Here is an 11,657-nt window from a genome sequence, read left to right as displayed (position 1 = left end):
CGTGACGGAGACGCCCGGCGACCACCTCGTGTGCTGTCCCGTCTGCGACGCGCTGCACGAGGTGGGCGATGTGCCCGACCGCACCCGCATCCGCTGCATCCGCTGCCGCACGGTGATTGCGGTGGGCCGCCCCGAGGCGATCCTGCGCATCGTCGTTCTCGCGGCGACATCGCTGGTCTTGATGTCGATCGTGGTGTTCTACCCGTTCCTGAGCCTTCGGAACGGCATGTTCACCAGCCGTGCCTCCGTCTTCGATACGGTGCTGAGTTTCAGCGAGGGCATCATGGTGCCCCTGTCCATCGCCGTCGCGATCTCCGTGATCGTGCTGCCGGTGACGCGGCTCGGTCTTCTGATCTGGGCGCTGGGGCCACTGACCGCCGAGCGCAGGCCATGGGCGGGCGCGGCCTTCGCGCTCCGCTGGGCCGAGATCCTGCGCCCCTGGGCCATGGCCGAGATCTTCATGGTTGGCGTGGCGGTCGCGCTGGTGAAATTGGCCGACCTCGCCACGCTTTCGATGGGGCCGGCCTTCTGGTCCTTTGCGGCGATCGTGGTCATAACGGCCGTTCAAGACACCCAGATGAGCAAGCATTCGATATGGTCGGCTCTCGACGACGCGCGGAACGCATGACGGCGTGGACGGCCCGCGACGCGGGCCTCGTCGGATGCCGCCATTGCACGCAGGTCTCGCCGCTCGGCACCGAGATCTGTCCGCGCTGCGGCGGCGGGTTGTCCAGTCGCGACCGGACCAGCCTGCAACGGGTCTGGGCCTGGGCGCTGGTCGGCGTGCTGTTCTACATCCCCGCCAATATCTACCCGATGCTCATCACCTCGACCGTCGGGCGCGCACAGGAGTCGACCATCGTCGGCGGGGTCATCGAACTCTTCCAGCACGGGGCCTGGGGCGTGGCGTCCATCGTCTTTTTCGCCAGCGTCATCATTCCGGTGGGCAAGTTCGTCGCCATAGGATACCTGGCGTGGATCGTCCGGCGTCCCCACGGGCATTCGCCCGGCCAGCTTCTGCATCTCTTCGAAGTGGTGGAATGGATCGGGCGCTGGTCGATGATCGACGTCTTCGTCGTCGCAATCCTCGTCGCGCTGGTGCAATTCGACCTCCTGGCGACTATCAATCCGGGAATCGCCGCCGTCTGCTTTGCGCTGTCGGTCGTGTTCACCATGCTCTCGGCGCTCAGCTTCGACAGCCGCGCCCTCTGGGACCAGATCGAAGCGATATCCGATGAGTGACGATCCGAACCGCCCCTCCACCCCCATCGCCGAGCCGGCGCGCACCCCGCGCCGGGTCCTTTCGGCCGTCTGGATCGTGCCGATCATCGCCGTCCTGATCGCACTCGGGATCGCGTATCAGAGTTGGTCGAACCGCGGCGTCCTGATCGCGATTGCCTTTCCCGACGCCTCGGGCGTCGAGATCGGGCAGACGACCCTTCGCTATCGCGAGGTGACGGTCGGCGTCGTCGAAGATGTGGGCTTCTCGTCCGACCTGACGCAGGTGAACGTCTATATCCGGGTCAACAAGGCCATTGCGCCCTTCCTCGACGAGGATGCGAGCTTCTGGATCGTCCAGCCCGAGGTGACGGCACGCGGGGTCGAGGGATTGAACACGATCCTGTCGGGCACCTATGTCGAGGGCACGTGGGACGCCGAGATCGGCGAGCCGCGGCTGGGCTTCGTCGGCGACGAACGTGCGCCCATCGTGCCGCCCGGCGTCGACGGCACGGCCATCGTCCTGCGCGCCAAGGACAGCGCGCGGCTGGGGCCCGGCGCGCCGATCCTTTATCGCGGCATCGAGGTGGGCGAGGTCGCCGCCCCGCGCCTCTCGCCCGACGGCTCCGAGGTGCGCGTCGATGCCTTCGTCCTCTCGCCCTACGACCGGCAGCTCTCGACTGCGACACGGTTCTGGGACGCATCCGGTGTCACCGCCACGCTGGGCGCCGGCGGGGTCGAGCTGCGCATCGGCTCGCTGGCCTCCATCATCGAGGGCGGCGTGAACTTCGACACGCTGATTTCGGGCGGGCGGCCCATCGGGCGCGGGCATATCTATTCGATCTTCGCCGACGAGGATTCCGCCCGCGCCTCCACCTTCGAGAGCACCGAGGGCCGTGCCGTCGCGATCGCCGCGCTGTTTCCTGCCGCGGCCTCGGGCCTGGTCGAGGGCGCAGCCGTCCGGCTTCAGGGCGTTCGCGTCGGCGTCGTCAGCGCGATCACCGGCTTCATCCGGCCCGACGATCCGACCGCGCGGGTTCAGCTTCTGGCGGTGATGGATCTCCAGCCCTCGCGCATGGGCTTCGACCGCGACACCGGCAACGACGTCGAGGCCGTCGATTTCATCGGCGATCTCGTGGCCGACGGGCTCAAGGCCAAACTGGTCGCGACGTCGATCCTCGGCGGCGAATTGGTGGTCGATCTGGTGAACGAGGGCAATCCCGGCACGCTCGAGATCGGCATCACCGACAATCCGCTGATCCCGACGGTGGACACCGAGACCAGCAGCCTGACGGCCACCGCCGAGGGCGTCATGACCCGGATCAACGAGCTGCCGATCGAGGAGCTTCTGGCCTCGGCGACGGGGCTTCTGGACAACCTCAACCGGATCGCCGGGTCCGACGACACGCAGGCGCTGCCCGCCGACATCCGTGCCCTTCTGGACGACGGCTCGGGGCTCGTGCGGGACGGGCGCAACATCATCTCCTCGCCCCAGGTCGCGGGCGTTCTGGCCGATATCGAGACCATCTCGGGCGATCTGCGCGAGATCGTGGCCACCATCGCCGCCCAGGAGGTCGCGGCACGCATCTCCGAGACGCTGGCCGCCACGACCATCGCCGCCGAGAACATCGCGCAGGGCACGCAGGACCTCGAGGCGCTGGCCGCCAGCGCGCAATCGGTGTTGCGCAATGTCGATGCCATCGTGGCCTCCGCCGACACGCAGGCCCTGCCGGGACTGGCGCGCGAGACGCTACAGGAGGGCCGCGACCTGATCGCGTCCGAGGAAGTGCAGACGATCCTCACCGACTTGGCCCAGACCAGTGCCGATATCCGCGCGATCACCGACCAGCTTGCCGCGCAGCAGGCGGGCGAGCGGCTGGTGCAGGCCCTCGACGCCGCAGCCTCCGCCGCCGACGCTGTCGCACGCGGCACCGAGAACCTTCCCGCCCTTTCGGCCAGCGCGGAGCGCGTGATGGCCGAGGCCGAGACGCTCGGCACCCGCCTCAACGAACTGGCCGCGAAAGCCAACGCGCTGGCGTTGGATGAGCTGGTGAATTCCACGACGGACCTGATGCAGACCGCCGACGCCTTCCTGTCCTCGGACGAAGCCGACGACGTGCCTGTCGTGCTCGTGGACACGCTCGAAGAGCTGCGCCTGACCATCGAGACGATCCGCACCGGCGGCACGATCGACAACCTCAACGCGACGCTGCGCTCTGCCGCTTCGGCCGCCGACGGCATCCGCACCGCGTCGCAGGACCTGCCCGCGCTGGTCAATCGCCTCCAGACGCTGACGACGCAGGCCGGTGGCGTGCTCGCGACCTATGGCGAGGACAGCCGGATCAGCACCGAACTCTTCGCCGCGCTGCGGGCCGCGACCCGCGCGGCCGAGGATGTCAGCTCGCTTTCGCGGACGATCGAACGCAATCCCAACTCGCTCCTGCTCGGACGGTGACCCACATGCGCCTGCCCCTCGCCCTCTGCCTCCTGATCGCCGCCTGCGGACAGACCCAGTATTTCGCGCCACCGCCGGTCACGACCGACCTGCGCGTGAATGTTCGGGCCAACACCGCGATGATCAACGAGCCGTCGATCCCCGAATACGCAATCAACCAGGAAATCCCGATCCAGCAGGCGGATGGCAGCCTCGTGACCGATACCGACCGGCTCTGGGCGGATTTACCCGACCGCGCACTCTCGGCCAGCCTGATGCGGCATCTCAACGTCATCACCGACGCGCAAGTCGCGGTCGAGCCTTGGCCGCTCTCGGGATTTCCGGACACCGAGATCTCGGTCTTCGTCGAGGACATGATCGTGCAGGCGAACGGCACACTGCTCTTTACCGGGACCTTCGCCCTCGGGCCCGAGACCGGACGCGGCCAGATCGACCCGTTCTCGATCACGGTTCCGGTCGTCGATCAGAGCTATCCGACCATCATCGCCGCGCACGAGGCGGCATGGCTCCGGCTCGCCGAGGAAATCGCACAGGCATTGTGATTATATTGTGTAGGGACTTTCCGTTCCGCCCGCCTACAACATGACGGACCTATGAAGGACGCGTCATGATCCGAACCCTCCTCACCGCCGCCACACTCCTTACCGCCCTCCCGGCCACCGCGCAGGAGGTCGAGAGCCAGACCGACGTCGATGTCGCCGGCATCATCTCGCAGATCAGCACCCAGATGGGCGAGATGTCGATGACGATGCCCACCGCAACCGGTGGCCCCGAGTTCAAGGAGGTGCTGCGGTTCGAGCCGTGGCAGATGCTGGGCGATCTGTTCCGCGACGACGTGGTTCTGCTGATGCGGCACGGCCCGACGGACTGGTCGATGCGCGACGTCTCCGACGTGGCCCCGACCGACTGCGCCAACCAGCGCGTGATGACCGATGCGGGCAAGCACCAGATGCTGGAGCTCGGGGCGCTGCTTGTTGCCAACGAGATCGTGCCCGGTCGCATTGCCGTCAGCGAATGGTGCCGCAACCAGGAAACACTCGACGCGCTGCGCCAGGGCATGATCATGGCCAACAGCTCGTCGGTCTCCGGGCTCGAGATCGAGACCGTGCCGGACCTGAACCTCCTGCTGTCGCTGCAGGGCGCGCCCAACGTCACGAACATGCGCCAGCTCATCTCGGACTGGGACGGCAGCGGCGGCAACGGTCCGCTCCTCGTCATCTCGCATTTCACGAACATCCAGGAGCTGACGGAGTTCAGCGTCTACGAGGGCGAGATCCTGATCATCGATCCGAAGCGCAACAACCGCGTCCTCGGCTACCTTCGGCTCAAGAGCGCGGCACCTGATGTCGGCCATTTCGACGAGAGCGTCGCCGTCACCGCAGACGGCGGTTGACCGGTCTCAGGCCGTCGCGACGCTGGTGGCCACGGGGGTGACGACGACCCGCGTGCCCCAGTCGGCGCAGGATGCCGCGAGCGCGTCGCCCGGCCGGCGGTCGGTCACCAGAAGGTCGATATCGCCCAGGCTGCCGACCCGGATCGGGGCCTTCCGCTGGAACTTGCCGTGATCGGCCACGAGAATGGTCTGCCGCGCGCGGGCCATCGCCGCGCGGGTCACGCTGACCTCGCGCTGATCGAAGTCGAGGATGTCGCCATCCGCTTCGACCGCGGAACAGCCGATCACCGCATAGTCGAACTTGAACTGACCGATCGTGCTTTCGGTCAGGGGGCCGACCATGCCGCCATCGGCGGGCCGGACCGTACCGCCGCAGAGCACGACCTCGCATTCGGGGTTCTCGATCAGAATCTGCGCGACGTTGATGTTGTTGGTGACCGCGATCATGTTTTCATGACCGACGATGGCGCTGGCCACGGCCTCGGTCGTCGTGCCGATCCCCAGAAAGACCGAGGCCCCGCCCGGCAGGACCGCCGCACAGGCCCGACCGATCGCGGTCTTGGCGTCCCGGTGCTGGCTGCGACGCTGTTCGTAAATCACGTTCGCGGTGCCCGACGGCAGGATCGCACCGCCATGCACCCGCTCCAGTCGCCCGGCCTCGGCCAGGTCGGTCAGGTCGCGCCGGATCGTCTGGAGCGTCACGCCGAAATGAGCGGCGAGCCCGTCCACGGTGACGCGCCCTTCGCGGCGGGCGATGTCGATGATCTCGGGATGTCGGAAGATCTGGGCCATGCTTCGGTCAGTTCGCCTGTATTCGCCAAAGTTTCTCGACATCTTGCAAAGCGTGATGTCTCGAACCCGCGTTTATGTCGCGCGGTGACGGACCGCATTGAACTGTGACACATGCGGCTATCCGCCACGCCGAAATGCGAACGCCGCGGCCATGCGCGCTTCGCCGTCGGCGAACATTGTCGCGCATGACCCTTTTCGCTTCGCCAGAGGATCGGTAGGTGCGACGGCAGATCATTCTTCAGCGCGAGATCACATGACGTCTTCCGACATAACTAAGGCCGTTTCGGACCTGTTCGTCATCGGCGGCGGGATCAATGGATGCGGCATCGCCCGCGATGCGGCGGGCCGCGGCCTGTCCGTGACGCTCGTCGAACAGAACGATCTGGCGTCCGCCACGTCCTCGGCCTCCACGAAGCTCTTTCATGGCGGGCTGCGCTATCTCGAGTATTTCGAGGTCCGGCTTGTGCGCGAGTCGCTGATCGAGCGCGAGACGCTGCTGCGCGCCATGCCGCATATCTCGTGGCCGATGCGCTTCGTTCTGCCCTACCACCCCGACATGCGCTTCGAGAGTGAGACGCCGACCTCGAAGGTGCTGAACACGGTGATGCCGTGGATGCGCGGCCGGCGCCCCGCCTGGCTCATCCGCCTCGGCCTGCTGATGTACGACAATCTCGGCGGTCGGAAGATCCTGCCCGGCACCCGGTCGCTCGACCTGACACGTGCGCCCGAAGGCGGGCCGCTGGAGGATCGCTTCCTCAAGGCGTTCGAATATTCCGACTGCTGGGTCGAGGACAGCCGCCTCGTGGTGCTGAACGCCCGCGACGCCGAGGCGCGGGGCGCGCGCATCCACACCCGCACCCGCTTCGACGCCGCGCATCGCGACGGAGATCACTGGTCGATCGAGCTGACCGACCTCGCCACCGGCGAGAGCCGGACCGAACGCGCCCGCATGATCGTCAACGCGGGCGGCCCGTGGGTCGGCGACATCATCCAGCAGCGCGTCCGCATCCCCACAAACGAAGGCGTCCGCCTCGTGCGCGGCAGTCACATCGTGACCAAGCGTCTCTACGATCACGACAAGGCGTATTTCCTGCAGGGCGAGGACGGCCGCATCATCTTCACCATTCCCTACGAGACCGATTTCACGCTGATCGGGACGACGGATGCCGAACATCACGACCCATCGGTCAAGCCCGTCTGCACCGACGAGGAGCGCGATTACCTGATCGCCTTTGCCAACCGCTATCTCAAACGCGACATCACCGCCGATGACGTGGTCTGGACCTATTCAGGCGTTCGCCCGCTCTATGATGACGGCGCGTCGAGTGCGACCGCCGCGACCCGCGACTACGTGCTGAAGGTCGATGGTGGTGGCGACACCGCGCCCGTCCTCAACGTCTTCGGCGGCAAGATCACGACCTATCGCCGCCTGGCCGAAAGCGCGATGGAGCGCATCGCGCGCACCTTCCCGCAAGCCGCCGAGACGTGGACCGCGGGCGTGCCCCTGCCCGGCGGCGACTTCCCGGTCGATGGCGTGCCCGCGCTCGTGGCCGGCCTGCGCGCCGACTATCCGTACCTTGACGCCCGCCATGCGCTCCGCCTCGTGCGCGCCTACGGCACCGAGGCGCGCGCGATCCTGGGCGACGCCGCGACGCTTGCTGATCTCGGACCCGACTTCGGCGCGACGCTCACCGGCGCCGAGGTGACCTGGCTGATGGAGAAGGAATACGCGCGCACCGCCGAGGATGTGATCTGGCGCCGGTCCAAGCTGGGCCTGCGGATGACGCCCGAGCAGGTCGCGGTTCTCGATGCGTGGATGGTGGATCGCTTGGCCTGAGGGGATATCTGGTGCCGCTGAAGGGACTCTTCAAGCGGCATCCGGACCCATGAAATAAGGGCTTCGGAAAATCTGGTCATGTCCGGTCCCCCTTTCGGTCCCCCTCGGCGCTCTCGCCTTCGATGAACGCGGCGACTTCCGCCACCTTCACGAAACTCCGCCCGCCGCGCTTATGGATGGCGAAGGAGGTCGGTCCCGCGTGCTTGTAGATCCACGACTTCGACACCGAGAGGATCGACGGCGCGTCCGACGGGGCGATGTAGAGGGGCATCGTCGTCTGGGTCATGTCAGGCCTCGCTCTGGTTCTGGGCGGCACGCGGGACGAGGGACGGCAGGTCATGCTCTGCCCGGAACGCCTCGATCGTCGCCGCGTGCTGCGCCTTCTTGTGGACAGCCACCGCGTGCCGGTAGGCGCCGCCAGGGCATTTCTTCTTCGCGCCGCAGATGGGGCAGCGACACCGGGTCCGCTCGCGCTCGCGCGCGCGCTGGTCGGCGTCGATGTCGTCGTAGGCGTCCGACCATTCTTCGGGCGAGAGGTCGGTGGTCGTGGTCCCCCACATCTCGATCTCGGCATACTCACCCATCGGTCCGGGGCTCCGTGTTCTGCTGGCGCTGCATCTCCGCGAACGCGGCATCGCGCTCGGCGATCTGCTCGTCGGTGAGGGCCGAGCCGTCTTCGACGGGTGGAGTGGCGAACGGGTCGTCGGAGTCCATCGCCTCGCGGTCGGCGTCGGCCTTCGCCGCGATCTCTCCGAGCTCGGTCTGGATCACCCGGAGGATCGGGCGGCTCTCCTTCGTCGCGGGCTGGTTCCACCACGCGACAAATGCCTCTTTCCCGTTCCTGGCCTGCGCGCGCGCCTCATCCATGATCGCCTTGCGGCGGGCGCCCTCGTCGACCCCCTTCGCCCAACTCGCCATGGCTTGCCCTGTGCCCTCGCCCATCGGCGCGGCCGGATCGAGCAGGTTCTTGAACTGGTCGGCAACCTTGATCTGATGGATCGGGTGCCCGGGCGCCGACGGATCGAGGATCACCATCGCGGTCATCTCAAACAGGAGGTCGCCATCGGCAGCGGGGTCCCAGGGCACGTCCTTCCGGCGAGTCTTCGTGGGGCGCGCGTTCTGCTCCTTCCAGTTTGTCTTGGCGCTCTTTTCCTGCATGACGGGCTTCGCGCGCGTGCAGATGATGACCGGCATCTTCGCACGAACGATCCGGTCGATCAGCCGGCGATAGCGCGGCTTGACCGATGCCCAGGCCAGCTGGCCGAGCTTGTTCTTCTTCCCTTCGTCGCCACCGGTCAGGCGCTCGAGCTCCTGCGACTGCAAATCGAGAACGCCATTCACACCCTCCCAGGCGTGCGAAAAGCTGTCGATGACCAGAACCGTGATCTCAGCAGCCTCGGCGGCGTCGATGACTTCGATCCACCGCTCGGGCGGAAAGCCGATCATCTCGCCGCTGTCGTCGACGGCCTGCATGTCGAAGTGCAGCATCTCAGGGAAAACGCTTTTGTAATGGAGCGCGCGCCGGTTCTCGGTGTCGACCACCCCAATCCGCGCCGACGGATCGTCCGTGATCTCGCGCGCTATTCCCCGCGCCATCGACAAGGCGGTGTAGGTCTTGCCCGTTCCCGACCCGCCGGACAGACCGATGGAGAGGGGCAACGTGTCGTTAATCTGCTCGACGGGTGTGAAGGACACGGCGGAATATCGGGCGTTCATCGGGTGATCTCCTTGTGGGGGTTCATGGCGTCGGAGGCGGCAGCCATGGCCGCGCGGCTGGGCTTGTCGCCAGCCGCCGCGCGCCAGTCTTCGCGCGCCGCCTCATCCTCCAGGCCGCGTGCGTGGAAGTAGTCTGGCAGCCGGATCCGCAGCACGGCGAGCGGGTAGCTGGGCCACTGGCCGGACCGCAGGCATTCGGCCCAGAGCATCCGCGCGCGGGCCACCTTCCGGCGCGCCATCTCGAGCGCTTCACCGTCGATCTCCGCGACCGTCACGGCGTAGGGCGCCTCCTTCTCCACGAAAACGAGCCGCATGCTGCGATCCTCTCCCGTGGCGGCCTTCCAGGTGTCGAGGTAGTGGGCGACCTGAATATCGTAGCCGTAGGACATGACCGCCCGCGTGACCGCTTCGGGGCTGGCGTCCGTCGTGGTCTTGAGGTCGTAGAGCGGACCGCTGGCCGGCGCGTTGTCCACCATGCAGCGGCAAGCGACTCCGTCGACGTCTCCGAACGCCGCCATCTCGGAACGGCTCGCCTCGAAGGCCACCCCGGCCGACGCGAGGACGGCGGACACGGACTCGGCCATGTCGAGCACCCGCTCCTCTACTTCGGCTTTGATCGGCGTCCGCCCCGCGGCGCGCTGCTCGTCCGCCCATTCCTTTGCGGCCGACGTGCTTGCCGCGCCATTCCGGCCCAACATCTCTGGCGGATAAACGGCCCAAGGGACGCCGGCACCCAAGACGGCGCGGTGCGCGGCGTGCCCGATGTCAAATGTCGCGCTGACCGTCGGCACCCAGTCCGGGTTAAGTCGCGGCTGCGCTTGGATCGAGGTCGACGGACAGGACGCGGGCGCCGTGCTGATCGCTGAAAATTTGGCTCTATTAGTACGGAACGCAGACTGGTGCGCGATATTGGAGGGTAGTAGAGACCTAAGTCCCTTCTGAATGCTGAGGTAGGAACTGGTAGCTCTTGTCCTCGCGGTCGGTGCGGATACACGTCGTTCCAGTGAAGCTCGACACATACCCCTCACGCGCCCGAAGGCGACGACAGGCGCTCTATCAGAATGCTCGACGCGCTCGATTTTTGGCCGGTCTGCGCCAGAAAAGACGAAGGTTAGAACGGGATGGGTTCGTCCGGTCATCGACTTCGCGAGCCACAATCGGCCCCATCGACCGCGGCAGCACGTCGGTATTGGTCTATCGAAAAGGGATCACGGAAGCGGGCATATGCCATAGGCAGCCTTCGATGCCGCCGTTGGTGCTGGACCTCGTTCAGAACGAGACAGCCACTCGCAAGTTCCTGGACAGCATGCGACGGATGCTACTAACCGATAGCTCCCGCCTGAACAAATTGGCGAACGGCCTCCTCAACGTACCAGCCTACCACGATTTCGCTCGGATCGAAGCAATCTCTGCTTCGGCAGCGCTTGTGATAGCATCGCAATATCAGCGGGCGAAACACGGTTTGAACGGCATCGACAATGAGCTCTTCGCAATCGATGTCCACAGGTGGAACCCGACGGTCCGCCGCTGGTTCGACGTCCTCGGCATCTTCGATATTCTCGGAATCTCAGGACAAGTGCCGAACACCACGGGTCGGATCGACGGCCATACACTATTTTTGCCGATTCTGTCGGGCCAGATGGCGAACGAGGCCGATCTTGAACGGCTGGATAAGGCGCTGATCGAACTTGCAGAATTTGCGACCGAAGCACGTGCTGAAGAGTCTGACGTGCTGTCTGCTATTCTTACCGACATGAGCGAGGGCATCATCAACGTCAGCCAGTGGGCATACCCTGAGGAACATCCCTTCGAGGTGCAGCCGCTCAAGCGTTGGTGGATGACGGGCCACGCGGACAGGTCTAAGCGGGAGTTATCGTTCACATTGTACGATCAGGGCGCAACGATTCCGAAGACCATTCCGGCCAAGCAGTCCGATGAGAAATTTGTGAATGCTTTCAAGACTATGGTGGCAAAATATGGCAGCTTGGGTATGAAGGATGACGGTCATCTTATCGCGGTATCGCTCAATCCTGGGTCCTCTGGCACCAAGGAGGCCCATCGCGGCTTTGGGTTGCAAAGGATGGCAGAGACTATAGATGCCCTTCCAGATGGCGAACTTCGGATCTGGAGTCGCTATGGGTCCGTGCTTCGCGAGAGAGGTGGGCGGGTCGTCACGAGTCACTGCCCCCCATCGATAGGCGGGACACTAGTTGAATGGCGGTTTGCTCTAGGCAATGATGCTTGAC

General features: G+C 65.8%; 12 protein-coding genes. 7 read left to right on the top strand and 5 right to left on the bottom strand.

Annotated elements, in window-relative coordinates; all coding sequences use genetic code 11:
* Nucleotide 1 precedes the first annotated feature (1 nt).
* The 5 genes from Q0833_RS01665 to Q0833_RS01645 all read left to right on the top strand — a co-directional run bounded on the left by Q0833_RS01665 (nucleotide 2) and on the right by Q0833_RS01645 (nucleotide 5,066).
* A complete protein-coding gene (locus Q0833_RS01665) occupies nucleotides 2-628 on the top strand; it encodes a paraquat-inducible protein A (protein WP_298429632.1) in 627 nt (208 codons plus the stop codon).
* On the top strand, nucleotides 625-1,242 hold the full coding sequence (locus tag Q0833_RS01660; protein WP_298429630.1) for a paraquat-inducible protein A: 618 nt from the start codon (nucleotides 625-627) through the stop codon (nucleotides 1,240-1,242). The genes Q0833_RS01665 and Q0833_RS01660 overlap by 4 nt, the downstream gene beginning before the upstream one ends.
* Nucleotides 1,235-3,673, top strand: coding sequence for an MlaD family protein (locus Q0833_RS01655; protein ID WP_298429628.1), 2,439 nt, complete (start codon nucleotides 1,235-1,237; stop codon nucleotides 3,671-3,673). The genes Q0833_RS01660 and Q0833_RS01655 overlap by 8 nt, the downstream gene beginning before the upstream one ends.
* A gap of 5 nt (nucleotides 3,674-3,678) precedes the next feature.
* Nucleotides 3,679-4,215: a membrane integrity-associated transporter subunit PqiC gene (locus Q0833_RS01650; RefSeq protein ID WP_298429627.1), complete on the top strand. Its 537-nt coding sequence runs from the start codon at nucleotides 3,679-3,681 to the stop codon at nucleotides 4,213-4,215.
* 65 nt (nucleotides 4,216-4,280) lie between these two features.
* Nucleotides 4,281-5,066, top strand: a complete 786-nt coding sequence (locus Q0833_RS01645; RefSeq protein WP_298429625.1) for a hypothetical protein — start codon at nucleotides 4,281-4,283, stop codon at nucleotides 5,064-5,066.
* A gap of 6 nt (nucleotides 5,067-5,072) precedes the next feature.
* On the opposite strand, the gene Q0833_RS01640 is transcribed toward Q0833_RS01645, so the two are convergent.
* Entirely contained in the window at nucleotides 5,073-5,858 is a 786-nt protein-coding gene (locus Q0833_RS01640) for a DeoR/GlpR family DNA-binding transcription regulator (protein ID WP_298429623.1), read from the bottom strand.
* A 253-nt stretch (nucleotides 5,859-6,111) separates the two neighbouring features.
* Here Q0833_RS01640 and glpD point away from each other — a divergent pair, with 253 nt between their 5' ends.
* Nucleotides 6,112-7,695, top strand: a complete 1,584-nt coding sequence (glpD, locus tag Q0833_RS01635) for a glycerol-3-phosphate dehydrogenase (RefSeq protein ID WP_298429621.1) — start codon at nucleotides 6,112-6,114, stop codon at nucleotides 7,693-7,695.
* A 76-nt stretch (nucleotides 7,696-7,771) separates the two neighbouring features.
* Here the strand turns inward: glpD and Q0833_RS01630 are convergent, their stop codons facing one another.
* The 4 genes from Q0833_RS01630 to Q0833_RS01615 are packed head-to-tail and all read right to left on the bottom strand — an operon-like array spanning nucleotide 7,772 to nucleotide 10,430.
* On the bottom strand, nucleotides 7,772-7,981 hold the full coding sequence (locus Q0833_RS01630; RefSeq protein ID WP_298429619.1) for a DNA-binding protein: 210 nt from the start codon (nucleotides 7,979-7,981) through the stop codon (nucleotides 7,772-7,774).
* Nucleotide 7,982: 1 nt separating this feature from the next.
* Nucleotides 7,983-8,279: a hypothetical protein gene (locus tag Q0833_RS01625; protein ID WP_298429617.1), complete on the bottom strand. Its 297-nt coding sequence runs from the start codon at nucleotides 8,277-8,279 to the stop codon at nucleotides 7,983-7,985.
* A complete protein-coding gene (locus Q0833_RS01620; RefSeq protein WP_298429615.1) occupies nucleotides 8,272-9,411 on the bottom strand; it encodes an AAA family ATPase in 1,140 nt (379 codons plus the stop codon). The genes Q0833_RS01625 and Q0833_RS01620 overlap by 8 nt, the downstream gene beginning before the upstream one ends.
* Entirely contained in the window at nucleotides 9,408-10,430 is a 1,023-nt protein-coding gene (locus Q0833_RS01615; RefSeq protein WP_298434910.1) for a PD-(D/E)XK nuclease-like domain-containing protein, read from the bottom strand. Before Q0833_RS01615 ends, Q0833_RS01620 begins: the two co-directional genes overlap by 4 nt.
* A 233-nt stretch (nucleotides 10,431-10,663) precedes the next feature.
* Between Q0833_RS01615 and Q0833_RS01610 the strand changes: the two genes are divergently transcribed.
* The gene (locus Q0833_RS01610; protein ID WP_298429614.1) at nucleotides 10,664-11,656 is read left to right on the top strand and encodes a hypothetical protein; all 993 of its coding nucleotides are present in this window, start codon (nucleotides 10,664-10,666) and stop codon (nucleotides 11,654-11,656) included.
* The last annotated feature ends 1 nt before the right edge of the window (nucleotide 11,657 follow it).

Origin of the sequence: uncultured Jannaschia sp. (assembly GCF_947503795.1) — a bacterium.
GTDB lineage: Bacteria > Pseudomonadota > Alphaproteobacteria > Rhodobacterales > Rhodobacteraceae > Jannaschia.
The sequence above is the reverse complement of the archived record's forward strand: the minus strand, read 5'-3'. Positions and strand labels throughout refer to the sequence as shown.